Below are 24,015 nucleotides of genomic sequence, written 5' to 3'. Positions count from 1 at the left end.
TGGGATACAAAACCAGTCTGCCCAAGGCGCTAATAGACGAGGTTGGAGTTTGATCTCATTGATTAGTGGAGTCAGGTTTTTTGGGTGACGTGCAGCATTCGTTGCTCTACGATTTCAGAATGCGGTTCCGGTTGGGCTTTCATAAGGAGACCCAATGCATGCTATCTTGAAAGACGTTCGCTTAGCGCTCCGGCAGTTGCGCAAATCGCCCGCATTTACGCTGACGACTGTACTGACGCTGGCATTGGGCATTGGCGCTACCACGGCGGTGTTTTCGCTGGTAGAGGGCATTCTGCTACGGCCATTTCCGTTTCCAAATCCAGAAAGACTGGTGATTCTGGGCGATCGCATCTGGAACGGCGTGAGTACGCCGGTGACAGCGCGCGACATTGGCACCTATTCGAAATCTGCGAGCGCATTTTCCTCGATGGGAGGATACGCACTCGGCACCTATGAGTTGTCGGGTGGGCAGTTCCCTGAGGAGATTTCCGGCGCCAGGATGACCGCGAGTACATTCGCTACACTTGGCGTTCAACCGCAGCTCGGGCGCGTGTTCAACCGGCAGGAAGATGAAGGGCGTCAACCGGTCGCGATCATCAGCGATGCGCTCTGGCAGAATCGCTATCATCGGGACCCACGGGTGCTGGGAACTACGATTGAACTCGATCGCAAGGCGTACTCGATTATCGGTGTGATGCCGCGCAGCTTCGAATTTCCTCTTGACGCGGGGCGGCTGAACCAACCGCAACTATGGGTGCCTTTGAGCCTGACGCCAGACGAGCTTTCAGAGCAGGCAGCGGGGTTCTTTGGATATCACATCGTGGCGCGTCTGAAAGACGGTGTGGCCCTGCCAGCCGCTGCGCAGGATGCGGACCGGGTAGCCCACGAAATCATGCGTAACTATCCGGCCACGATGACGCAAATTCGCATTCGCGGAGATGTGGCTCAGCTGCATGATTACGTTGTCGGCGAGACGAAGCCCATTCTGCGCGCTCTGTTTGTCGCCGTCGGCATTGTGTTGCTGATTGCATGCGTGAATGTTGCGGTGCTGCTGCTGGTACGCGCCATTCGACGCCGTCGCGAATCGGCGGTACGGCTGGCGCTTGGTGCGCGGGCGTCGACCATCATTCGCGAATCGATGGTTGAGGGGATTGTGCTGAGCACCGCGGGAGCGCTGCTGGGCTTTGCGCTGGCTGCAATTGCGGTCCGCACTTCACTTGGATTTTTGCCGGATTCGATTGCGCGTATTGATTCCGTTTCCATCGATGGCGGGGTTGCATTTTTCGCGCTCGCGCTTGCAATTGTGAGTGGAGTGGTTTCAAGCATGGCGCCGGCATTCGCCGCCGTAAGGGCCAACATCACCGACACGCTGAAGGATGGCGCAAGGGCCGGTTCAGGCGGCAGGACGCATGCGTGGCTGCGGTCCAGCTTGATCGCAGCGGAGATTGCGATTGCCCTGGTTTTGCTGACGACATGCGGCGCCTTCCTGCGCAGCTATCAGAAGATGCTCGCGGTCGATCCGGGTTTCAAGCCCGATCGCGTACTGGTGGCCGGATTTCAATTGCCGCTGAACGAATACAAGACCTACTCCGCGTTCGACAATTTCAATCGCGAGGTTGTTGCGCGGTTGGCGAGCAAGCCGGGCATTGTCGACGTGGGCATCAGCAATCTTGTGCCGGGGTCTGACTCGTTCGGGCGAGCGGCGTACACGATCGAAGGCCAACCGACCGCGAGCTGGAAACTGCAGTTTGCGGCCTTCGGCCCGGTCTACGGCGACTATTTCAAATCATTGGGAATCGCGTTGCTGGAGGGTCGGACTTTCAATGAGCGGGATCGCGCCGACGCACCGCTGGTGGCAATCGTCAACCGATCCATGGCCGATCACTACTGGCCGGGCCAGAGCGCGATTGGAAAACGCATGCACGTCGGCAATCCCAACAAGGGGCTACCATGGGCGACGATTGTGGGAGTTGTGGCTAATACCAAGATTGGCGCTCTCGATACTCCCGACGAGGACCAATGGTATTTCCCGTTCGAACAACCGGCGATACTCGAGGGGGTTAACCCCTCCCCAAATCTTCTGAATCCAGCTGGAGGATTGATTGTTACCCGCTCTACGCTGCCTGCAGATCAGATCATTCGGACGGTGCGCCAGACGGTTGCCGGAATCGACCCTCTGCTTCCTTTGCAACAAGTGCAGTCGATGTCTGCAGTGCTCGAGAATGTGGAAGCCCCGCGCCGCTTCAACACGGATCTGATCACGGTGTTCGCACTTGGAGCCCTTGTGCTCGCGATTACCGGCATTTATGCAGTTGTCGCGTTTTCGATTTCAATTCGCGCGCAGGAGATCGCGATTCGCATGGCGCTGGGTGCGCAGCGCGGCAATATTGCGCGGCTGGTTCTGCTGGACGGGGCGAGGCTGGCGCTGATTGGTTGTGGACTGGGCCTGCTGGGGTCTTTTGCCGTCTCGCATATCGTGAGCGCATTTCTTTTCAATGTCAGTGCGACAGATCCGCTGATTTATACCGGGAGCGTTCTGGTGATGATCGCTGTGGCTTTGCTTGCGTCGGCGTTGCCGGCGGTTCGCGCCGCTTCCTCTGACCCTGTGGATGCGTTGCGCGCAGTTTAGCGGAGAGCCCTACGGTTTGGGGAAATCGAATTGAAAGGCAACGCTGCGATCGGATTCGCGGAGGACAGCGCGTCGGCGGCTGGCGAGCAATTCGGCCGCGCCCACGGTTCCCATCAAGCGATTCGTCTCACGATCGACGACCAGCAGGCTCATCCGTCCCGTGGTGGCCATCTCTTCCGCGACAGCGCGACAGGTTTCGTCGGAGAAGACATAGGTCTCCGGGAGTTGATCGGGACCGCCTACAGTCACTTCCTCGTCCGGTGGCAGCTCTGACATCACTTCGGCAGCGGTGAGCAGTTCCAGAGGATCGACACCGTATTCGCGCGACAGATGGTATCCGCGACGCCCGAGTTTCTCCGTGAGGATGGAACGCGGCATAATGAGCGAAGTCACCAGGTACGATGCCGTACAGGCAAGCACCAACGGCAGAATTGCGGGTAGCGCGTGCGTCAGTTCCAGCGAGAAGAGCACCGCAGTCAGGGGAACACCGAGAGCGCCTGCGAGCATGGCGCCCATGGCCATCAATGCCCATAGCGCCTGCGTCTGGCCGGGGAGATGCGCGAGATGCGCGGCTGATTCTCCAATCGCTGCGCCAATCATTAACAAGGGAGCAAGCACGCCGCCCGAGGTTCCGGAACTGAGCGAGAAGGCCCACATCAGCGACTTGGCGATTACCAATCCAAGCAGCAACGCGACGGGTGCGTTGCCGCGCAATAACTCGGCGATGTTGTCGTAGCCAACGCCAAGGCCGCGGGGAAAGAAGTATCCACCGATGCCAATGCCGATGCCGCCGATGGCCGGCCACCACATCCAGTGAATGTGAACGCGTCCGCAGAAGTGCTCGAAGGCGTCTTCGAGGCCATACATCAGGCGGGACAGGCCCGCGGCAGCGAGCCCGACGAGGATTCCGAGCGGAACCGCAATCAAAAGCGATTGCTCGAGGTGAATGTTTGATGGTAGATCCACGGGGAACAGGGGACCAGGTCCGAGCCACCAGATGCGCAATGCTCCTGCCGTGACGCTTGCTACGGCGACTGGCACAAGCGAGCGCGGCCGCCATTCAGAGAGGAGTAATTCTACGGCGATGAGGATGGCGGCGATGGGCGCGGCGAATGTTGCCGACATGCCAGCGGCGGCTCCAGCGACCAGGAGGGTTGTGCGTTCAGCATCGGAGAGACGCAACCATTGCGCGACAAGGGAGCCGAAAGCTCCGCCGGTCATGATGATGGGCCCTTCTGCGCCAAACGGGCCGCCGGAACCGATGGCGATGGCTGCGGAGATTGGCTTGAGCACGGCGACGCGAGGCTCGACGCGAGCACCGCGTAGGAGGATCGCTTCAATGGCTTCGGGAATGCCGTGGCCACGAATCTTGTCGGTGCCGTAACGCGCCATCAGGCCGACGAGAATGCCACCAATGACTGGAATGAACAACACCGTTGCGTGTGGTTGGGTCGACCCAGCGGGGCCGACCATGGCGATGCTCAGGCGGTGATAAAAGAAGATGTTTGTTGCCAGCGCGATGGCACGCAGCAACAGGACGGCAAGAGCCGCTCCGCCGGCGCCGATGACGACCGCGACGGCCGACATAAACCAGGTGCGGCGATCGACGGTGAAGTCGCGGAGAGCCGATGGCCTTGATCTCACAGTGCCTCCTGGGCAAGGGAGGTACTCGAATGAAGTTGCACGCGCCGCAGGGCCCGGACCAGCCTCGGAGCCATTTCGTTTAATTCCCGCACGTGATCGTCAGAGAGTTTGTGAAGGACTTGCCGGCCCTTGCGCGTCACATGGAGGATGGCGCGACGCTTGTCATTCTTGTCGATGGTTCGTTCGATCAGGTCTTCGCGTTCGGAGCGATCGACCAACTCGACAGTGCTGTTGTGCCTGAGGCCGAGACGGATCGCAGCGTAGGCAATTGTGACGGGCGTGCCTTCGGCGGCTCCTGCGACCTGGAGCAGAAGTTGATGCTGCTGAGGCTGCAGGTCCGCGGCGATCGACGCATTTTCGCTGAACTGGAGGAATTTTCGGAGTTCAAATCGAAATTCTGCCAGCGTGACGAGCAGGTGATCCGCATAATTGAGATCGGGTTTCATATATATATCGTATCACGATATATATATGATGCATGAAATAGCAACAGGGCACCTGCCGCCGCCCGCGTAAACTACTCTTGATTTATTAATGGCTTAAGGAGCACTCGATGGATCTGGGAGCAGGGAAGTGCGTGAGGCTTGCATGGCTTCTTGTTGCGATGACCGGCATTGGATTGACTTTAGCGGCGCAGGATTCGGCCGGAGATATTCGGCCTGCTCCTTACCAGGTTGCGTGGCAGGATCTGGAATTCGGCGTTATTCTGCACTTCTCCACCAACACGTTTCTTGATCGCGAATGGGGCGATGGTACGGCGAGTCCCTCGGTGTTCAATCCCACGCAGTTTGATCCCGACCAGTGGATGAAGGCGATCCGCGACTCAGGCGCGAAGTATGTAGTGCTGGTTGCGAAGCATCACGATGGCTTTTGCCTATGGCCCACCGAACAAACGGGTTACAGCGTGAAGAGCAGCCCGTGGAAGGACGGCAAGGGAGACGTGGTTGGTGATGTGGCGCGCGCGGCGCGGAAGTACGGGCTCAAATTCGGAATCTATTTGTCGCCCTGGGATCGGCACGAACCGCGGTACAAGGACTCGGCGGAGTACGACAAGTATTACAACGCGGAACTGGAAGAACTGGCGCAAAACTACGGCGACCTGGTTGAGTTCTGGCTGGATGGAGCGGGAAGCGCGGGGCACGTCTACGACTTCAAGAAGATTATCGAGACCCTGCGAACATATCAGCCGGATACAGTTGTCTTTGCGGACACGGGGTTGTTTGAATATGGCGATGCGCGCTGGGTTGGGAACGAGGCTGGCATTGTGAACTATGAGAACTGGAACGTGATCGATCGACACGGATATCGGCGGTGGCGTCCCGTGGAGGCCGACACGCCGCTGCGTAATCTGCATTGGTTCTGGCATCCCAACGATGAAGCCTCATTGAAGAGCCTCGACACGTTGCTCGGTACGTACGACAAGACTGTGGGGCGCGGAGCACAGCTGATGCTGGGGGTTGCGCCAGATAATCGCGGGCTTCTGCCGGACTCGGATGTGAAGCGGCTGGAGGAGTTCGGCGCGGCGCTTCGCAAACGGGGAGAGAACAATCTTGCGCTCCGGCAACATCGCACCAGCAATGGATTTGAGGCGGCGCTCGACGGGAATACTGATACATTCTGGTCGTCGCCTGCAGGATCGCACAGTTCTGTGGAAGAGATTGACTTCGATCGGTCCATTACCTTCGATCATGCGGTCACGATGGAGTGGCTGAATGTTGGCCAGCACATCCAGAAATACGCGATTGAAGTCTGGAGCGATACGGACAAGGCGTGGAAGCGAATCGCAGAGGGCCAGGCGATCGGCCACAAGAAGATTGATGAATTTCAACCGGTGACGGCGCAGCGCGTTCGCCTGAATATTCTTTCGAGCACGTCTGAGGCGCACATCCGGGAGTTTCAGCTTTACGACTGGGGCACTCAAAAACCTGTGGAGAACGGACGGCGCTAGACGGCCATGATTTTTACGCCGGCTGCGGCGAACGCGCGCGTGGCTTCTTCCAAGATTCCATTGTCCGTTATTAGCAGATCGATGTCGTTTGCGGGGCAGACGACGGCTGGACTTACGCGGCCCACTTTGCTCGAATCAGCCACCACGATAATCTGGCGAGCCTGCCGGGCCATGGCGCGAAACACCGCAGCTTCGTCGGGCTGAATGAGGGTGGCGCCGTGTTCAGCGTCGACTCCTGTCGCGCTGAGGAAGAGGCGATCCATCACCACGAGAGCGAGCGCCTCGATGGCGGCGGGACCCACCAGCGAAAACGCGCCTGCCCAGCGCAAATTACCTCCGGTAAGCATGGTCTGCAGGCGAGCGGTCGAACTCAGTTCCATGCCGATATTCACGGCATTCGTAACGATCTGAATGTTCTTGCGATGCAGCAGCTGGCGGGCAACCAGCGTGGTGGTGGTGCCTGCGGCGAAGCCGATAGTTTCGTTTTCCTGGATGAGGGCCGCTCCTGCGCGTGCGATGCGCTGCTTCTCCGCGGCGAAACGGTCTTCGCGAACCTGGAACGAGGCATCGAAGCGAAAGGGCTCGTAGACAGCGTTGCCGCTTCCAGCCAGCATAGCGCCACCGTGGGTGCGGGTGACCAGGCCATGGCTTTCCAGTCGAACCAGGTCGCGACGAATACTTGCAGGCGAAATGCCGAGGATCGACGTGAGTTCGTCGACAGAGGCTTTGCCCTGATTCAGCAGCAGCCGCAAAATCTCTTTGGCTCGTTTATCTGTCTTGGATGACATAACGGTACGCTGCGCTGGAAACGAGACTGGATTGAAACCTGCGCTATTGTAAGCGGGCACCCTGCTTGGATTCCACAGCAATTGCATCGAGAGCCGTCTTGAATGCGCGCACATCATGCTCGAGGACGCGAAAGCTCTTGTGAGGGTTGAGTCGCGCTCCGAACTCCGCACCGCCGTCGGAGGGCTTTGCTTCTACGTCTTTGCTGAGCGACGTATGAACCTCGCGAACGCCCGTCATCAGGGCGACAGTGCGCACGTTTGAAGCGCGAATGCCGCCGCCAGCCATGATCCCGATGCGATCACCGGCTTTCTTGTGCAGTTGTGCAATTTTCGCCGCGCCCCGCATAGCATCGTGTTTGCCGCCGGAGGTGAGGATGCGATCAGCTCCGCAGGCGATCACGTCTTCCAGGGCTCGATCCATGTCCAGGGTGAGATCGAAGGCGCGATGAAAGGTGACCTGAAGGGGGCGGGCCACTTCAATCAGTTGGCGCACGCGTGCAACGTCAACGGCACCAGCCTCGGTAAGTATGCCAAGAACGACGCCGTCGACCTTATGTGCCTTGGCCTCAAGAATGTCCTTGTACATGACATCCAGTTCCGGATCGGAGTACACAAAGTCGCCGCCGCGCGGGCGAATGATGACGAATACATCGATCTTGACTGCTGAGCGCACCGCGCTGATGAGGCCGGTGCTCGGCGTAATACCGCCTTCGCTCAGAGCGCTGCAAAGTTCAATTCGCTTTGCACCGCCCCTGGCTGCAGCGATCGCCGATTCAACTGAATCGACACAGATTTCAAGGTTCATGATAAGTGTGCCTATTTTCCCACGTCAGCAGTTCTCTTGAAAACAGGTTAGAGCGTGTGAATTCGAGGTCCAATGGTTTACACCGGCTGTCGCGGAAGGTGGGCGGCAGCCGGCAGGTTAGAACGAGTACTTGAGGGAGAACTGCAGATGACGCTCGACTGAGCGGACTCCCTGAAAAGACACGTTTCCGAAGTTGGAGTCCGTAATCCCCGTGTCCGGATTGCCGTAACTCACCATGTTGAAGGCGTTGAAGGCGTCAAACCGGAATCCGACGGTCTGCTCTCGCCAGGTGTGGAAGTCCTTGAACATCGAAAGATCCACGTTGTGGTATCCGGGGCCTCGCACTGCACCGGGGTGTTCAGTCCCGAATGTGTTGGAAGCCGGAACACCGAAGGCGCATGCGCCGTTATCGACGCCGGCGGTGGTACATGGCATCGCGGAAGCATCCGTGCCAAACGAGTTCTCATTGGAGCGACCGAAAACCTTGAGCTTCCGGTACTGGTTGACGCGTGAGACCCCGTAGCTGTTGGAGTTGTTGCCAGACCCCGAGATGGTCTCAGGGAAGCCGGAGTACGCCACAATGCCGGTGGAGATCTTCCATCCGCCGATTGCCTCATCCATCAGGGTGTTGGCGTTGGAGAGGAACTCCTTTCCGCGGCCTACTGGGAGCGCATACACGGCTGTTGCTGAGATGTTATGCCGTACGTCGTAGCCAGCCGAACCATAGTCGGCGCCGCTGTCATAGTAGTTCTGGAACGCACCGCTGAAGCCGTTGACATTGAGCCCGTAGTTTCCGAGGCTGTTTGTCAGCGCCTGGCCATAGGTATAGTTGGCGGTGAATTCGAGGCCGTGGTTGAGGTGCTCGCGAAAGACGACCTGCATCGCGTTGTACTTCATCATCGCGCGCGACTCGGTGATCAGGAGACCGCCGCTTCCACCGACGCCGAGTTCAGGGTCGATTCCATTTACCCCGAGGTACTGGTTGTTGTAGAACGGGGCGGACGTCTGATCATTGTTGACTTTCCATTGATTGACGTTCCCGTAATCTTCAATGTGGTCACCCTTTTCGCCGATGTAGCCGACCTGCAAGGTCGCGGTGTGGGTCAAAGCATATTCAGCGGTCAGGTTCCACTCCTGCACGTACGCAGGCTGGATGTCTTGCGGATAAACGGTATAGCCGTTGTTGGAAGCGCTGTATTGAATGGAGGTGTCGGGGTTGGTGAAGCCCTCTTCCGCGGTGTTAGGTGTGGGCACTGAGGTTGTGGTCGGTGCGCTAACTGTGAATCCTGCAGCCTGCAGGAATGGTGTAATTGCCGTAAGGCGTTGATTGAAGGAGTTGCCTTCGTAGAAGCCGGTGGCTCCGTATCCGGCGCGAACAACAAGTCGGTCGTTGACCTGATCGGCAAATCCAACGTGGGGCATCCACTGGCGATAGTTGGGCCGGTAGCAGGCCAGATTGCTGCAGAGTCCCGATCCTGCAGGAGCGCCTGGAGGAAGATGGCCGGCATAGAGAATCTGACCAGTCGTCAGGTTCACGTTTCCGGTTCTATCGCTTTGTTCGACCCATGGTTCGTCGAATTCGTAGCGAAGGCCGAAGATCAACGTAAAGTCGGGACGGATCTTGTAGTTGTCCTGCGCAAAGCCGGCCGTACGCCATTGGCGCTGGCCGACGTTGACGCTGCCCAGAGTAACGCCTCCCGACGATACGCGGTCCAGCACGAAATCCGCGCCACCGTAGCCGCCGGAGCCGTTGCCATTCGAGGTGAAGGCGCCGCTGTAGTTGAGTGAGCCGAGATAGCCGTCATTGTTGCCGGTGGGGTAGTTGTTCTGGTAGCGGCGAGCTTCGATTCCGATGCTGATGTAATGCAGACCGCGCTGCCAGGTCAGGTTGTCGATGTAGCTATATGTATTGTCGACGACGCCGCCGTTGTAAGCCGATGTGCCGACACCGCTGATGCCGCCACTGATTCCCTGGTTGGTAAAGCCGTTGTATTTCTGGCCAGGAAACGAAATGCCGACTTTTGAATTGCCTGAAGTGCCGAAGGCGCCGGTGGGGTCCTGCGGGAAGCCCTGGTTCCATATTGTTCGCGTGAAACCGATCCGCGCTGAATTGACCAGCGATGGCGAGAAGGTGTGTACCCAGTTAGACCCCACGATCCAGGTGGGATAGAGGTTGATTCCCGGAAAGCTGATCGCAAGCACGGGAGTGGACCCGTCGTAGGCGTGAGAGATGGAATAGAAGCCGGTGATTTTGTCGGCTGAGCGAGGGTCGTATTCGATTTTGACGTCACCCTGATTGTTCGCCTTGTAGCTGCGCGACGGTGCCAGGTAATTGTTCTGCACGATTCCGTCGGTGGGTGTTGCATTGGGCAGCGGGTAGTATTTCGGGTTCGCGAAAAGGAATTTCGCAACAGGATTCACAATCGGTACACCCTGGTTGTTTGCGTAGGGCGCGAAGTTGTTCAGCGGGTCGTAGAGCTGGATGGGATTGGCACCGGCGAGCAGAACTGAGAAGTCGCCGTTGCGCATGGCCTGGGTCATTACGCTGGCCTGTCCAGTGCCGCCGCGGTGCCAGCGCGATCCCAGATAATTGCCGAAGAAGAACAGCTTGTTGTGGATGATGGGGCCGCCGATTGTGCCCCCGAATTGAGCAAAGGAAAAGGGGTTGATGGGCGTGACGGGGTTGGATTGGCCATTGCCGTAGGAGTTGGCGTCGAACCGGTAATCCTGCGCGTAGCCGTAAGCCGCCCCGTGGAACTGGTTGGTGCCGCTTTTGAGAACGGCGACCACCGCACCGCCGTTCACATTGCCATAGTCGGTCGAGGAATTGGCCGTGATGACCTGGACTTCCTGCAGCGCTTCGGGCGCCGGACTGTAGGAGATCAAGTTGTTGTAGGTCTCGTTCATGTCGATGCCGTCGAGCGTGTAGTTGTTGGCCTGCGCTCGATTGCCATTCATATTGGGCGTGTCGGTGTAGTAGGTGCTGCGCTCGAAACTCGTGGGACCATTGACTCCCGCGGTGTCGACCGAGCCGGGAACGTAGAGAGTGAGCGCCGAGAAGTCGAGCCCGTTGAGGGGCAGATTGGCGATTGTGTTCGCGGTGAAGGTGCTGTCGACGCTGAGGCTCTCAGTCTGCAGAATGGGTGCAGCGGCAGAGACGTTGACCGAGGTGTTTGTGCTTCCGACTTGCAGCTTGATATTGAAGTTTGCAGTCTGCCGCACCTCAAGAGAGAACTCCGGCACCGTGGCGGTCCCGAAGCCGGTGGCCTGCACGGTCACGGTGTAGCGGCCGATGGGTAGAAACTCGATGCGGTACTGTCCCTCCGCATTGGTGGTGGTAGAGGTATCGATCCCGGTTGCAAGCGCATGGGCGGTTACATGCGCTCCAGCGACCACGGCTCCGCTGGGATCGGTGACCTCGCCGGTAATAGAGCCAGTTACCACTTGGGCGATCGCTGCCGGCGTGAGTGCGAGCAGCGTGATCGCAGATCCTAGGACGATCCGAAACAGACTTTTTCTCATTGAGACCTCACAGGAAAGTTGGTGCAGATGTTGGGGGCATATGCCTCTATCAATCATTTAGAGCCGGAGACTAACCGACGCCTCCGATGACGGCGCCGACGGAGTGCGATGAGTTGGCTTATAGTGCCGAAGGGGTCACATCGGACTTCTCAGCCGTGGAGCAAATTTACAACGAAATGATTGTATTGTCCATAATTTTGATCAATATGAGCATTATGTGGAGATAAATTGCCATTTTGCGTGCTATATTGGGCCGCATCTTCGCAAGTCCTGGAAGGAAACCAATCCCATGAAAATGACTTCTTCCCCCGGAGCGCTCGGCAGGAAAGTAATCGCCGTGGCGATTGTTTCTGCGTTTGCAGCACTTGCGTCGGCGCAGGTTGTGACTGTACCGACGACGCCGCAAATTGGATCATCCAACCCCATTACCGCCGCACCGCTGGTGCAGCGACCCGCGACGACGCCATGCGTCGTTCCCCTCTTTCAGAACCTCGCGTTTGCCGACTTCACCCCGAAAACCTTCAGCTACACACCGCCTGCCGGCTGTCCCGGACCGTGGGCGAAAGTTGTGTTCACGGCAGATTTCACCGTTACCGCCGGTCGGCAATATGATCGGACGGCAGCGTTTTACCTTGGAAAAGCGAACATCTTCTACGGCACGACGGCCGAACCTCGCGCCTCGCTGAGCCCTTCATGGCACGTTGAGCACGATGTGACCGATCTGACGGCTCTCTTCGAATCGGCACAGACCGGCGAAGCCAATATCGGTAATTTCGTTGGTGTCTATGCCGGCGTCACGTACAACGGGATCATCTACGCCAACGCGGCGCTGGAGTTTTACCCGGTGTCGTGGAACGATCCGGCGCCGGTGACTGCGGATGTGGTTGTGCCGGTGAATGGCGGTGGAGGCTATGCCGGAACGCTGAACACCACGACCGACACCATCAGCCAGTCGCTCAATTTGCCGACGAATGTGGAGCGCGTCTATCTTGACGTGATTGCGCAGAGCCAGAGCAATGATGAGTTCTGGTATTTCTGCGTGCCCAACGATCAGACGTCGAACCTGGAGAGCTGCGGCAACACTGCATTTCGCGAAACGGAGATCTGGATAGACGGCAAACCGGCGGGGGTTGCGCCCGTTTACCCGTGGATCTACACCGGGGGTATCGATCCCTACCTGTGGGAGCCAATTCCCGGCGTGCAGACACTCGACTTCAAGCCATACCGCGTCGACCTGACGCCGTTCGCGGGAGTTCTTTCGGATGGCAATGCACACACCGTCGCGGTGAGCGTGTACAACGCCAACAGCTACTTTCTTGCGACCGCGAATCTTCTCGTGTTGAGGATCACGGAGGGAGCAAGGTTACGGGCGGAGTTCTGACAAATACCGTGACGGAACCGAACCCGGTGGTCCAGGAGAATGTCGTTACCGGCACTGGCCCAACCTACACCGGTTCAGTCACGGTCGGATCGAATCGGAGCTTCACCATCAGCGGATACGTGAACACGTCGCATGGACGCGTGGAAACGACGGTGGAGCAGACGGTGGACTTCCTGAGCCAGCAGGAGTTTGACGTGAATGCGAACACCGACGTCCAAAATGCGCAGCAGACGTCCACACTCGATTCGCGGGTTACGACCAAGGGCGGTTTCCTTGCGGGGGCCGTTGAGAGGCACTTCTCATACCCGCTGAACATCGGCTACTCGTTCATTGTGAATGCCGACGGCAGCTTCAGCCAGACCACCACGAGCGATCAGCAGGACCTGGTGCATGTCCTCGAGAATCCGCAGGGAGGAAAGGCGACGATCAGCGACCTAAGCAATCATGTGAACGCGACCGATACGCTGAAGTGGGATTCGAACGGCAAATTCCTTGGGCCGATGGGGGCGCGCACGACGCAGACGTATCGACTGCACGATCCGTCGCGGGGTTGCTACGATCGCACGATCGCGGCAGAAAATCAGAAGCTGGTATCTGTAAGTGATGGTCCTGGGTGCAGCAACAACAACTAAGAGTGGGCAGACGGCGAGAGGCGAATTCCCAGCCGGGAGTTCGCCTCTTAGTTTCGATGGAAGTCTGAGCAGTTTTTAGCGCGGCTGCAATTGCGGTTGGTCCGGCTGATTCTGCTGGGTGATGTGAACGGAATGATCGAGCGTAAATGTCAGCAAGCTCTCGGCAGGCAGCACGATCTGCTTATTTCCGGTGAATGCGGTTCCAGCCGTGCCCGCGCCTCCTCCCGCGAGAGCGCCGATGGCAGCACCTTTGCCGCCGCCTGCGATTCCACCGATCAGCGCGCCGAGGCCCGCGCCTCCACCTATAAAGCCTGCGGAGCGCTTACCCTTGCCCTTCTCAGCACGGGAAATAGAACTCGTGGCGACCGGGTAGCTTCCCCATTTGGTATGGATTCGTTCCAGCTTGATTGAGAGCAATGCTCCGCCTTTGAAGCGTCCAAGCGGTTTCGCGTCGATCACTGTGCCTTCCGCTCGCGCACCCTTTGGGACCACGATCGCGCCGTCTTTCCTTACATCGTCCGCAACCGTGGCGCTGAAGGAGTCGCCTGGTTGTGAAATCTTGGAGCCTAGATCGGTGTCAAGCCTAACGCGAATGGCGGTCCCGCTCGGAAGCGTGATGACGGTGGGCGGTGGAGGCGGAGCCGGCACAGATGCCTGCTGGCTTGCGGGCGCTCCGGACTGGGCGGGCGCAGACGGTTGCATTGACGCTGGCTCACCCGAGGAGGGCTGTCCGGCTGCGGGTTGCGAAGTTGCTGGCGATGAGCTGGCCTGGTTTGGCGGCGTGGTACTAGACTTGCATCCCGCGAAGGACAGAGCGATTGCAAGAGTGGCTGATGCGCAGAGAGCTAAGGTGGGACGGATGTTCATGATGCAGACTCCTTTTTCCTTGGGGGATTTTCGGAATAAAGCAACCGGCAACAAGAGGCTTCAGGATCCCGCGGGAACGATGATAACGCCCCGCGACAATCCACGAAAACTGCAGGAGAAAAAAGTGGAAGTTTCAAATGTCGAGGTTCTTGACGTCGAGTGCATTGTCTTCAATGAATTTACGGCGCGATTCTACGTCTTCGCCCATCAGCGTGGTGAAGATTGCCTCTGTTTCGGCAATATCCTCGAGCTTGACTTGGAGCAAGGTTCGCCGGTCGGGATCCATCGTGGTCTCCCAAAGCTGCGGCGAGGTCATTTCACCAAGGCCTTTGTAGCGCTGCACATCGTATTCCTTCTTGCCCTGTTCAACAATGTAGGTGAACAGTTCGCGAGCGGTTGCCTTCTCGACAGGATCGTGCGGGACGCGCGATGCTCGCCGCGCCGCTTTGGCTTCGGCTTTCACCTTGGCCGGCGTCTCGCCTTCTTCAAATTCGGTGCCTTCGAGTTCATCGGCCGCGGGCTCGGGCGCTGCCTTTGCGGCGTATTCGATGAGGAAGGGAGGCTCGAGATACTGGCTAATCTGCGAATACTTTGACATCATCTGGCGAAACTCGGGACTTGAAGCCAGCGTCCAGTCAATGCAGCGCGATGCGCCCTGCGAGTCGGTGAAGCAAACCGACCAAGTGTGGTGCTCATCATCTTCGACCGGCTTGTCGATCTTGATTCCCAAATCATCAGAAATCTCGACGAGTTGGTCGTGGAGCTGTGCGAGCTTCGTGGGAATTTCGTTCCCATTCTTCGAAGTGAAGTCGGCGCGATGGGTCAGCTCAGCGCGCGCGATCAACTCCGTCAGCTTTTCGTTGCGAATACGCTTGTCCACTTTTTCGACAAAGCCAAGATACTCGTTGAGGTATCCCATAAAGCGCGTAAGCTCAGGGCCATCAATGTGGCTTGCGTTTTCGCCATGCCGCACGATCATGCCTTCTGAAGCGCGCTTGATGGCCACACGATTGAGTTCGCGCTCGTCCTTCACATACTGCTCGGACCGGCCCTTCTTGATCTTGAATAAGGGCGGCTGCGCGATGTAGATGTTTCCCCGCTTGATCAGGTCCGTCATGTGGCGGAAGAAGAAGGTGAGCAGCAGGGTGCGGATGTGCGAGCCGTCGACATCGGCGTCGGTCATCAGGATGATCTTGCCGTAGCGGATCTTCGTTGGATCGAAGTCGTCCTTGCCGATGCCGCATCCGAGCGCCGTGATCATGGCGCGTATTTCTTCGTGGCCCAGCATCTTGTCGTAGCGCGCCTTCTCCACATTCAGGATCTTGCCCTTCAGGGGCAGAATTGCCTGGAAGCGCCGATCGCGTCCCTGCTTGGCGGTTCCGCCTGCACTCTCACCCTCGACGAGATAGAGTTCGCATCGGTCGGGATTGCGCTCAGAGCAGTCTGCCAGCTTGCCGGGCAGTCCACCGCCATCGAGGGCGCCTTTGCGACGCGTGAGGTCGCGTGCCTTGCGGGCCGCCTCGCGCGCACGTGCCGCTTCAATCGCCTTGTTGATGATCTTGCGGGCAATCGGCGGATTTTGCTCGAGGAACATCCCCAAACGTTCGTTGACGAATGCCTGCACGGTTCCGGCGATATCGGAGTTGAGCTTGCCCTTGGTCTGGCCTTCAAATTGCGGCTGCGGCAGCTTCACGCTAACCACTGCAACGAGACCTTCGCGCACATCGTCGCCGCTCAGGTTTTCTTTTACGTCTTTGAACAGGCCAAGCTGTTGCCCGATCGCGTTGATAGTGCGCGTAAGCGAAGTGCGGAATCCTGAGAGATGCGTGCCGCCGTCCACGGTGTTGATGTTATTGGCAAAACTGAAGACGGACTCGGAGTAGCTGTCGTTATATTGCAGCGCAATCTCGATCTCCACGTTGTCGCGCTGTGCTTCCATCACGATTGGCTTCTCATGCAGCACCGACTTACCGCGATTGAGGTGCTTGACGAACTCCGCAATGCCGCCGGCGTAGCGAAATTCGGCGCGGCGGGCCTCGCCGGTCTTGGGATCGGACGTGCGCTCGTCAGTCAATATGATTTCGAGCCCCTTGTTGAGGAAAGCGAGTTCGCGCAGACGCTGAGCCAGCGTGTCGTAGTTGTACTCGGTGGCGGTGAAAATCGTCCTGTCGGGCAGGAAGTGAACCTTGGTACCGCGTTTCTTGGATGTGCCGGCCATGCGCAGTTCACTGGTTGCAGTGCCGCAGCTGAAATCCATCTCCCAGGTATGGCCGTCGCGCCATATCTCAACATTCAGTTCCTGGCTGAGTGCGTTGACGCAGCTTACGCCGACGCCGTGGAGTCCGCCTGACACCTTGTAGTTGGAGGAATCGAACTTTCCTCCCGCGTTGAGCTTGGTGAGCACGACTTGCACGGCGGGCATCTGCTCACCGTTGACCAGCGTCATCATGTCGACGGGAATTCCTCGGCCATCGTCGACGACTGTGATCGAGTTGTCGACGTGAATGGTGACGTCGATTTTCTTTGCAAAACCCGCGAGGGCTTCATCGACGGAGTTGTCTACTACTTCGTAAACCAGATGGTGCAGGCCCATCTCTCCGGTGGAGCCGATGTACATGGCCGGGCGGAGTCGCACATGCTCCATGCCCTCCAAAACGGTGATGTCTTCGCCGGTGTACTTGCCGTTACCGTCAGGGGCGGAATTTAGATCGCGTGGTTCAGTTGCCATAATTTTCCATTCGCTGAATGTTCGCCTCGGGCGGTCTTGAGTCGAGGCTGGTCCGGGTGTAAGTCCGGGCCACAATTCTGGGGATTAACCGCTTGAAACACGAGGGTTTCGAGAGAACTCTACGTATAGATATTTTACCATGCGAAACCGTGCAAATCGCGGGTCGCGACGACTCATTACGTGTGCGCAGGAGGAGTAACTAAATTGAGTACTTCGGGGTAGATTACCGAAGAATAATGTTACTTTTGTCACTTACTTGTGCGATACTTTCGATGTAGTTGAAAAAGCTGGACTTAGTGTAGTAATTGCACTACCATAAAAGTGTTAGTAGTCCAACATCTTGATTTGACTTTTCTGTGAGGGGTAACCAACTATGAAACTCGTATTTCGCGTTTTTGTCCTGTCTTTGGTCGTCGCCGGTGCCGCCGCTGCCTCCGTTTCTTCGAGCCCGAAGCAGATGCTTTCGAGCCACCAGTCGGCCACGGCCGGGCTGCCGGTTCCATCATGTGGTCCGGGCATGGGATGCACCAACACCACAAAGTAACTAAAAGGCGTTACTAGCACCAAAGTGCTACACGTCCGGTTTGTGTTTTCATTTGATTCCAAAGGTCGCAGGGACTATTCTGAGAGGACCCTCAGGATAGAAAGGCCTTTGTATGCCTTTGGATTTTATGATGTCTCTAATGAGTGTGGTTGAATTCGCGCTGTGGGCAGCGCTCGGCTTCCTGTTTTGGAAGAAGGGGCTGCATAAGCGTTTTCCCGCATTAAACATATACCTCCTATTGCGAGTAGGCTCGATGCCCGTTTTGTTGGGTCTTCTTTATCTGCAGGCGCAGCCTTGGGGCCACCAGTATTTTCCGTTCTACTTCTACCCATACTGGGCAGTGTACATCGCCAGCGCGATCACACTATTCTTTGTCACTCTCGAAATCTTCCGCTCGGTGCTTTCGGCGTTTTCAGGTTTGAAGCGGCTGGGTACTGTCGTATTTCGCTGGGTTGCCCTGGTCTCCGCCGTCGCGAGCCTCGGCACCGTTTCGTTCGCGCATGTGAACGCGATGCTCATCCCCGACATAGCGTTTGCACTCATGCGCTCAGTGAGCATTCTTGAGCTGTGTCTGTTGGCTTTTCTCTGCTTGTGTCTCAATGCTCTTCAGCTTTCGGCCAGGGATGTTGTCTTTGGTTTTGGAATTGGTTTTGGACTGATGTCCGCGAACGACTTCATCGTTGCTGCGCTTGCAGGGCCCGCGAATCCTTCGCTGAATGCCCCTGTGCAGTTTGCCTACGAGGGCGTGATTCTAGTGACTCTGTGCACGTGGATCGCCTACTGCGCGATGCCGGAGCGAGTGCGCAAGCCGGTGGTGATGCCGGCGAATTCCACCATCTACCGTTGGAACGAAATTGCTTCGGCGCTTGGACACGGCACAAAAGTTGCGGTGCAGCAGCCGGCGAACGGCTTCTTCCTCACTGACGTGGAGCGCGTGGTGGAGAAGGTCTTGACGCGTAACCTGCAAGGCAACGAATCGAAATCGTAAACCTGGTTGAATTCGTAGATAAGGAATGGGCCGAGCCTTTGGGTTTGGCCTTTTCTTTTTCGCTGAAACCGCACTAAAGCTGTTCTGAGGGGAAAACAAAGGCCACGGCGAACCGTGGCCTTGCATGTTCAGATTGGGACTGATCCTATTCCGTTGCGACAGGCTCGACGGAGGCGTAGCGTCCGCGATTGCCGTGATCGGTGAACTTCACGCGACCGGTAACCTTGGCGAAGAGTGTGTCGTCCGAGCCGATGCCGACGTTGGTGCCTGGCTTGATCTTGGTGCCACGCTGGCGCATGATGATCGATCCACCGGTGACGAGCTGCCCGCCAAAGGCCTTCACGCCCAGCCGCTGTGCATTGGAATCGCGTCCGTTTGTGGAGCTGCCTCCACCCTTTTTGTGTGCCATTGCGTTGTTCCCCTTCTAGATCTTTTGGTCCGCTTACTTCTCAGCGGTGTAAGTGACGCCATCGGCAACGATCGCCTTGATGCGCACCTCGGTAAAGTTTTGCCGGTGACCCTGCATCTTCTTGTACTGTTTCTTCCGCTTGAGGTGGAAGACGAGAATCTTGTCGCCGCGACCCTGTCCGACTACTTCGGCCGTCACCTTGGCGGCAGACGGCTTGGTGAGGCTTCCAGCTTCGCCGCTGAAGGCGAGAACGTCGCTAAACTCAAGCGTGTTGCTGTCAGAAGCGACGGATTCGATCTTGACTACGTCGCCTGGCGCGACCCGATATTGCTTGCCACCGGTACGAATGACCGCGAACATAAACCCTCCAGAGCCTGATCACACACGGCGGACCTGCTCCAAGAAATCAAAAGAATTCGGGCGGAAACTTCCAGTCCGCGGTACGCTCGAGCGCCGAAAGACCCGTGGGCGAGCGGTTGGCTCCGCGGCGACAGGCAGGAATCGCCAAACTAGAGTAGTTTACCGGGTTTGCGGGTCGGGGTCAATGCGAGCTTCGAGGATTCGCGGGGAGCCGTGCTCGGACGGCTTTCTTCAGAGCCGCGGGACTCCAAGGGTCGTTTTGAGGCAAAGGCCTGCGGAAGTCCTCGCCTCGGTATCGAAAGCTATATGGCTTCACATGAGCAATTTAGGTGCGAAGCGAATCCTGGCGGATGATGGGATTCCTATTCTTTGACCAAGGCCCAGCGCATGGGTTTTGAGGGTGTGCTTGTCCCAGCGATCTCAATAGATCCATTGGGCGAGTTCTGGATGGGAAGCCGTTTCCCATTTGCCTCGATATGCGAAAACTTGCCGGCTGATCCCTTCTGGATGGCAATGCGAACGGTCCATTTTCCTGCCCTCGCGGGTGCATACCAACCTTCATAGCTTCCATTGGACTTCACGACGCCCACCAGCGGCGAGTCGAAGCGAAACGAATCCAACGGCAGAGTGAGATTCAAATCCAGCCCATCGCGGGTGAATTCCAATCCCAAAAGCTTGGTGGCGGAGTACAGCGAACACGCGTGCGAGTGGAGATTGAGGACAGGAAAATCGGTGCCGTGAAAGTACGGCTCATTGGCGGCGCCGCCTGGACGCTTGTTCAATGGAGAGTTATACGAGTCATTTCCGCTCCACACGCCATACCAGATATCCGGATAAGCATCGGCGTGCGCAGCAAGCGAATTTCTCTTCCACTCGTCCCATGCCATCGCCGGATCAACACCCATCAGCGCCCAGACAAGGGTCTGATTGAGGGATGGCCAGATGGCGCCCAGTTCCAGGGTGCCGACATTCGTTCCGCCTTTATCGCGCATGTCGGGCCCGTCGCTCATCTGGGCTGCCCCCAGGGGGCCTTGCCGCAAGAGATTATTCATGTTTCGCACGAGTTCGCGGGTCTGGGTTTCTGTGGTTGCGCCGGCCAGGATGGCCCATGGTTGTGGCTCGATCCATAGTGTCGATTCTCCGAGCCAACCGAGCGTAGGGCCGAGCCACACTCGCTTGAACCACTTTCCGTTCCATTGCGCGCGGGTTGCCTCGCGTTGTTGGTCCGCACTTGCTCGAAGCTCTTTCGCCAGACTGGGCGAAGCACCCACGAAGTCGAGCATACGTGCGTATTTGTCAAAAACCCAGGCTGCCATTGCGGAGTTCAAGACGCTTTCACTGGTCTGGACGCATTCCTTGAACGCCTTTTGCGCCCAGGTGTAAATGAGCCCGTCGTTCCAGTCGTCCACCTTCATGCGCATGGTGCCGTGCTGTCCGACTCCAACGTCGTTGACCTGGTGTCGATAGCATCGTTCGAGCAGATTGTGGACGGTATCGGTGCGGTCTGCGGTCGACGACAAACGCGCAGGAACTTTTTCATCCAGGAAATCGATGTCCCGCGTCGCCAGCACGTACTCGCTTACGGTCCACAGCAACCACAGCGGAAGATCGCTGGCGTTGTCGGACGCCATCGGCGCCACGACGCCGTGTCCGACGATTCCGTAGGGAAGGGAACCATCGTCACGCACTTCCTTGAGCGCGTAGCGCATGACGCTGCGCACAATCTCAGGATCGCTAAAGAGGAAGGGAAGACAATGCTGCAGCGGATCGCGCGCGGCTCCCTGGAAACCCATGGTGTATTGATAGAAGCCATTCTGATTCAGAATGTGCTCGCCAAAGAAATCGTCGAAGGTCTGGCTGCTCCTGAGGTAGTAGTGGTTCCACGTCGACTCACGCTTCACCCACGGTTCTGCCGGGACGTCGAAGCGCATACCTTTTTGTTTCCACGTCCGGCTTGATTCGGATAAAACGGAGCCTGCGGCCTTCTCGTACTTCGCGATGAGTGCATCGAGCGCGAAACCTTCTGGAAGATAGCCGTAGAGGAATCGAACCGTGTGGCTCTGGTGCGGAGCGAGTTGCAGTGTGCGCTCGAGTAGAAGGCCGGTTTGTTTTTCGCTGGCGTCGATTTTGCCGTCGAGGTGCTGCTTCAAACCGCTGGGATTGGCCGGGCCACCTTCGCCAAAGAATGCAGCGGCGTCGGAACTGAATCCGCTCACGGGACCGTCGAGAGAAGCCAGAAACGTCTGCGGCAGATCGAAACTTTCGAATTCAGTACCCGTCCTCAGGTCGGCGACCGGAGCGGTAAATCCGTTGGGGTTTGCGCGCAACATCGCTTTTGCGCGCTCCCATGCGGCTTCTTCCTGCGCCGATCGCTCTTCGAACTGCTTTGCCTCAAGCAGGCCCTTGCTGCCGTCGATCTGCACGATGCGATGGCTGAACCGTTTGCCAAGATCACGGCGGAGTTTTGTTTGAGTGCCGATTCCGGTCATCGACTCGATGGCGGCACGATACGAAAACTGATACGGCTGGCATCCCCAATACTCCAGCCAACGTATGGTGACAGCGGCGCCGCTGTGATTGGTCAGAGTCGCCTGTGAAATCAGGACAGGATCGTCGCCGAAGGGCGCCGAGATTACCTGGTCGATGGAGTATTTCGCGCCCCGCACTTTCTTGCGGTAATAACCAATGCCAAAGATTCGCTCAAACGCGGCATTGCTCCCGTCGTAACAGGTGGTCAGCGCTTCTTCACCGTCGGTGAGGTAGCCGAGGCCGCCACCGAACTGGTGGGTCTCCGGATCGACGTCGTTCAGGAATTTCGGGCTTCCCTCATCCTGACGAACGCGGACATGGCCGTAGTTTGACGCAAGCGCGATGATCCGATCATTGCCGACCTGGTGGACATGTTCCGTCGGAGTCAGGACTCCGGGCTGAACCTGCGTGACAGCTCGCGGATCGGTGGTTTGATTGCACGTGTATTGGAAGGCGGGCAGTCCGAATTCATCCTCGATCCACGCGCCGAAGTTGCTTGATCCGTATGCAACCTCGTGCGCGCCTGCTGCGGGCCAGAAAGCCGTCCCGTGGTACTTGCTGGTGACCGCGACTCCCAGTGACCCTCGCAAGAACTCCCTGCGCGTTGCTTCCATCTACCACCCTCTCGGTGCAAACATATTGGCCGACACGCGATTGTAGTCGGTGCCGGCCATGGTCTGCGAGCCATGAGGTTTGCGGTTGAATCTCGGGAGCGGTATTAGCAGGAGCGTTGCGCTGTGAGGCCCTTGAAGCGGAAATTTGCCTTTACGCGCCGCTGGAACGGATCGCCGTCAGAATCCGCAGGCAAGGGAGCGGGGACATCGAGAAAGGAGTAACCGCCCGCGGGCTCGGCTGTTTCGAGCGCTTCGGTTGGGCCTTCCTGCGCATCTTGCTGGGTTTCGATAGTTGCGTGAGAAGGGGTCTCGTGACCTTTGTGTTCCATGGTGACAAATACCGGCTGCAGGGCGGTGAGGAGATTCTCGACCAGCTTCTTGCGGGTGCTCAATTGTTCGAACTTCTGGGAAATCAGGGTCAGATCTTCGAGGGCTTTGTCGTATGCCTGGCGATAGGGATCGGGTGTCATGCTCTTGTTCACTCCACGCGAAGTGTAGCATCGGAAATCCTGCAAAAATCAAAGGTCCAATGGTCAGTCCCACCCAAAAGTAATGTGGAATGAATTGTTGCGGTACAAAAGGCAGTTTCGCCCGCTCTCACGCCTGCGGCACGACGTAAAACAGGATGGCAACGTAGTGTGCGACACTTCCGGCCAGCACGAACAAATGCCATGCAGCATGAAAGTACGGAATGCGATCCAATGCGAAAAACACGATGCCGAAGGTGTACGCGAGGCCGCCTGCTCCCAGCCAGATCAGGCCGTGCGGGCTAATGGCATGCATTAATGGCCGGGCCGCGAAAATCACGACCCATCCCTGGAAGAGGTAGACAGCGGCGGAAGCTACCGCAAACCGCCCGACGGCGAAGCTTTTGAAGACGACGCCTGCGGTCGCAAGTGCCCAGACGATCCCAAACAGAGTCCACCCGACCGGACCACGAAGTGAAACAAGCGTAAAGGGCGTGTAGGTTCCTGCAATGAGCAAATAGATGGCCGCGTGATCGAGCACATGTAACACATGGCGCGCGCGCGTTCGCACCAGTGAGTGATAGAGCGTGGAGCAAAGGTAAACGAGCACCAGTGTGCCTGCAAAGATAGAACAGCTTACAACGACCCAGGCTGAACCGCGCGTGCTCGCAACGATCAGGTAGGTCGCTCCCGCAATCGCAAGCACTGCACCCACGCCATGTGTAATCGCGTTGGCCAGGATGTCGCCGAGGCGAAAGTGAGTTTGCACGGCTCGATGATAATCGCGGAAAGGGTCGACCTTCAGTGACTGAACCATATCGCAGGAGATGAATGCTAGAGCATTTCACTAGTTACTGTACACGGGGTCATTTGTGTTGCAAGCTAAAGGTGGCGATTGTCCGCACACCCAGATGCCGGAACCATACTCGAACGATCTGCGAGGGAAGTTCTTTGCGGCGTATGACCGTGGGGAAGGAAGCCTGAAGGAACTGGCGAAGCGGTTTGGTGTCAGTGAGGATTGGGCAAAGAAGCTGTCGGCGCGCCGGCGCAAGACCGGCCAGATCGAGATTGGTGCATGGCGGCACGGTCCGCAAAGCCTGGTTACGGCTGCCATCCGGGAGTGGATGGAGCGACAGATGCGGCGTCAGCCGGACCTGACT

General features: G+C 57.7%; 18 protein-coding genes and 1 pseudogene. 7 read left to right on the top strand and 12 right to left on the bottom strand.

Going from position 1 to position 24,015, the window contains the following annotated elements; genetic code table 11:
• Positions 1 to 154 precede the first annotated feature (154 nt).
• A complete protein-coding gene (locus WCA10_RS01460) occupies positions 155 to 2,629 on the top strand; it encodes an ABC transporter permease (protein WP_472820701.1) in 2,475 nt (824 codons plus the stop codon).
• A 9-nt stretch (positions 2,630 to 2,638) separates the two neighbouring features.
• On the opposite strand, the gene WCA10_RS01455 is transcribed toward WCA10_RS01460, so the two are convergent.
• Positions 2,639 to 4,273, bottom strand: a complete 1,635-nt coding sequence (locus WCA10_RS01455; RefSeq protein ID WP_472820700.1) for a chloride channel protein — start codon at positions 4,271 to 4,273, stop codon at positions 2,639 to 2,641.
• Positions 4,270 to 4,719, bottom strand: a complete 450-nt coding sequence (locus WCA10_RS01450; protein ID WP_472820699.1) for a MarR family transcriptional regulator — start codon at positions 4,717 to 4,719, stop codon at positions 4,270 to 4,272. Before WCA10_RS01450 ends, WCA10_RS01455 begins: the two co-directional genes overlap by 4 nt.
• Positions 4,720 to 4,826: 107 nt before the next feature.
• Between WCA10_RS01450 and WCA10_RS01445 the strand changes: the two genes are divergently transcribed.
• Complete coding sequence (locus WCA10_RS01445; protein ID WP_472820698.1) at positions 4,827 to 6,221, top strand: alpha-L-fucosidase; 1,395 nt, start codon at positions 4,827 to 4,829, stop codon at positions 6,219 to 6,221.
• Here WCA10_RS01445 and WCA10_RS01440 read toward each other — a convergent pair.
• The 3 genes from WCA10_RS01440 to WCA10_RS01430 form a co-directional block, all read right to left on the bottom strand.
• The gene (locus WCA10_RS01440) at positions 6,218 to 7,009 is read right to left on the bottom strand and encodes a DeoR/GlpR family DNA-binding transcription regulator (RefSeq protein ID WP_472820697.1); all 792 of its coding nucleotides are present in this window, start codon (positions 7,007 to 7,009) and stop codon (positions 6,218 to 6,220) included. The genes WCA10_RS01445 and WCA10_RS01440 overlap by 4 nt on opposite strands.
• A gap of 43 nt (positions 7,010 to 7,052) precedes the next feature.
• Entirely contained in the window at positions 7,053 to 7,814 is a 762-nt protein-coding gene (locus WCA10_RS01435; RefSeq protein WP_472820696.1) for a copper homeostasis protein CutC, read from the bottom strand.
• A gap of 117 nt (positions 7,815 to 7,931) precedes the next feature.
• Positions 7,932 to 11,336 (bottom strand): carboxypeptidase-like regulatory domain-containing protein, encoded by a 3,405-nt coding sequence (locus tag WCA10_RS01430; protein WP_472820695.1) that lies wholly within the window; start codon positions 11,334 to 11,336, stop codon positions 7,932 to 7,934.
• Positions 11,337 to 11,625: 289 nt separating this feature from the next.
• Here WCA10_RS01430 and WCA10_RS01425 point away from each other — a divergent pair, with 289 nt between their 5' ends.
• Both WCA10_RS01425 and WCA10_RS01420 read left to right on the top strand, forming a co-directional pair.
• Positions 11,626 to 12,717: a peptide-N4-asparagine amidase gene (locus WCA10_RS01425; RefSeq protein ID WP_472820694.1), complete on the top strand. Its 1,092-nt coding sequence runs from the start codon at positions 11,626 to 11,628 to the stop codon at positions 12,715 to 12,717.
• Between the two features lie 8 nt (positions 12,718 to 12,725).
• On the top strand, positions 12,726 to 13,349 hold the full coding sequence (locus WCA10_RS01420) for a hypothetical protein (RefSeq protein ID WP_472820693.1): 624 nt from the start codon (positions 12,726 to 12,728) through the stop codon (positions 13,347 to 13,349).
• 75 nt (positions 13,350 to 13,424) lie between these two features.
• Here WCA10_RS01420 and WCA10_RS01415 read toward each other — a convergent pair whose 3' ends face one another.
• On the bottom strand, positions 13,425 to 14,051 hold the full coding sequence (locus WCA10_RS01415; protein WP_472820692.1) for a hypothetical protein: 627 nt from the start codon (positions 14,049 to 14,051) through the stop codon (positions 13,425 to 13,427).
• A 298-nt stretch (positions 14,052 to 14,349) separates the two neighbouring features.
• Positions 14,350 to 16,944: a DNA topoisomerase (ATP-hydrolyzing) subunit B gene (gyrB, locus tag WCA10_RS01410; RefSeq protein WP_472820691.1), complete on the bottom strand. Its 2,595-nt coding sequence runs from the start codon at positions 16,942 to 16,944 to the stop codon at positions 14,350 to 14,352.
• Between the two features lie 373 nt (positions 16,945 to 17,317).
• On the opposite strand from gyrB, the gene WCA10_RS01405 reads away from it, so the two are divergent.
• Both WCA10_RS01405 and WCA10_RS01400 read left to right on the top strand, forming a co-directional pair.
• Positions 17,318 to 17,488, top strand: coding sequence for a hypothetical protein (locus tag WCA10_RS01405; RefSeq protein ID WP_472820690.1), 171 nt, complete (start codon positions 17,318 to 17,320; stop codon positions 17,486 to 17,488).
• Between the two features lie 139 nt (positions 17,489 to 17,627).
• Positions 17,628 to 18,476 carry a hypothetical protein gene (locus tag WCA10_RS01400; RefSeq protein WP_472820689.1) on the top strand — a complete coding sequence of 283 codons (849 nt, stop codon included), beginning with the start codon at positions 17,628 to 17,630 and terminating at the stop codon, positions 18,474 to 18,476.
• A 145-nt stretch (positions 18,477 to 18,621) separates the two neighbouring features.
• Here WCA10_RS01400 and rpmA read toward each other — a convergent pair whose 3' ends face one another.
• The 5 genes from rpmA to trhA form a co-directional block, all read right to left on the bottom strand.
• A complete protein-coding gene (gene rpmA, locus WCA10_RS01395; protein ID WP_472820688.1) occupies positions 18,622 to 18,885 on the bottom strand; it encodes a 50S ribosomal protein L27 in 264 nt (87 codons plus the stop codon).
• Positions 18,886 to 18,918: 33 nt separating this feature from the next.
• Positions 18,919 to 19,245: a 50S ribosomal protein L21 gene (gene rplU / locus WCA10_RS01390; RefSeq protein WP_472820687.1), complete on the bottom strand. Its 327-nt coding sequence runs from the start codon at positions 19,243 to 19,245 to the stop codon at positions 18,919 to 18,921.
• A 362-nt stretch (positions 19,246 to 19,607) separates the two neighbouring features.
• A complete protein-coding gene (locus tag WCA10_RS01385) occupies positions 19,608 to 22,388 on the bottom strand; it encodes a GH36-type glycosyl hydrolase domain-containing protein (protein WP_472820686.1) in 2,781 nt (926 codons plus the stop codon).
• Positions 22,389 to 22,492: 104 nt separating this feature from the next.
• Entirely contained in the window at positions 22,493 to 22,858 is a 366-nt protein-coding gene (locus tag WCA10_RS01380; protein WP_472820685.1) for a hypothetical protein, read from the bottom strand.
• Between the two features lie 127 nt (positions 22,859 to 22,985).
• Positions 22,986 to 23,624 carry a PAQR family membrane homeostasis protein TrhA gene (gene trhA / locus WCA10_RS01375; RefSeq protein WP_472820684.1) on the bottom strand — a complete coding sequence of 213 codons (639 nt, stop codon included), beginning with the start codon at positions 23,622 to 23,624 and terminating at the stop codon, positions 22,986 to 22,988.
• Positions 23,625 to 23,766: 142 nt separating this feature from the next.
• Here trhA and WCA10_RS01370 point away from each other — a divergent pair.
• A pseudogene (locus tag WCA10_RS01370) lies at positions 23,767 to 24,015 on the top strand (hypothetical protein); the annotation flags it as partial.

This window comes from Occallatibacter sp. (genome assembly GCF_049582745.1).
In the GTDB taxonomy this organism is placed as follows: domain Bacteria; phylum Acidobacteriota; class Terriglobia; order Terriglobales; family Acidobacteriaceae; genus Telmatobacter.
This window is presented reverse-complemented; position numbering and strand designations above follow the sequence as displayed.

Excerpts from the sequence above, each read along its gene's own strand:
- WCA10_RS01460 (WP_472820701.1), top strand. The coding sequence starts at position 155 with ATGCATGCTATCTTGAAAGACGTTCGCTTAGCGCTCCGGCAGTTGCGC.
- WCA10_RS01450 (WP_472820699.1), bottom strand. The coding sequence starts at position 4,719 with ATGAAACCCGATCTCAATTATGCGGATCACCTGCTCGTCACGCTGGCA.
- WCA10_RS01445 (WP_472820698.1), top strand. The coding sequence starts at position 4,827 with ATGGATCTGGGAGCAGGGAAGTGCGTGAGGCTTGCATGGCTTCTTGTT.
- WCA10_RS01440 (WP_472820697.1), bottom strand. The coding sequence starts at position 7,009 with ATGTCATCCAAGACAGATAAACGAGCCAAAGAGATTTTGCGGCTGCTG.
- WCA10_RS01435 (WP_472820696.1), bottom strand. The coding sequence starts at position 7,814 with ATGAACCTTGAAATCTGTGTCGATTCAGTTGAATCGGCGATCGCTGCA.
- WCA10_RS01430 (WP_472820695.1), bottom strand. The coding sequence starts at position 11,336 with ATGAGAAAAAGTCTGTTTCGGATCGTCCTAGGATCTGCGATCACGCTG.
- WCA10_RS01425 (WP_472820694.1), top strand. The coding sequence starts at position 11,626 with ATGAAAATGACTTCTTCCCCCGGAGCGCTCGGCAGGAAAGTAATCGCC.
- WCA10_RS01415 (WP_472820692.1), bottom strand. The coding sequence starts at position 14,051 with ATGCAACCGTCTGCGCCCGCCCAGTCCGGAGCGCCCGCAAGCCAGCAG.
- gyrB (WP_472820691.1), bottom strand. The coding sequence starts at position 16,944 with ATGGCAACTGAACCACGCGATCTAAATTCCGCCCCTGACGGTAACGGC.
- WCA10_RS01405 (WP_472820690.1), top strand. The coding sequence starts at position 17,318 with ATGAAACTCGTATTTCGCGTTTTTGTCCTGTCTTTGGTCGTCGCCGGT.
- WCA10_RS01400 (WP_472820689.1), top strand. The coding sequence starts at position 17,628 with ATGAGTGTGGTTGAATTCGCGCTGTGGGCAGCGCTCGGCTTCCTGTTT.
- rpmA (WP_472820688.1), bottom strand. The coding sequence starts at position 18,885 with ATGGCACACAAAAAGGGTGGAGGCAGCTCCACAAACGGACGCGATTCC.
- rplU (WP_472820687.1), bottom strand. The coding sequence starts at position 19,245 with ATGTTCGCGGTCATTCGTACCGGTGGCAAGCAATATCGGGTCGCGCCA.
- WCA10_RS01385 (WP_472820686.1), bottom strand. The coding sequence starts at position 22,388 with ATGGAAGCAACGCGCAGGGAGTTCTTGCGAGGGTCACTGGGAGTCGCG.
- WCA10_RS01380 (WP_472820685.1), bottom strand. The coding sequence starts at position 22,858 with ATGACACCCGATCCCTATCGCCAGGCATACGACAAAGCCCTCGAAGAT.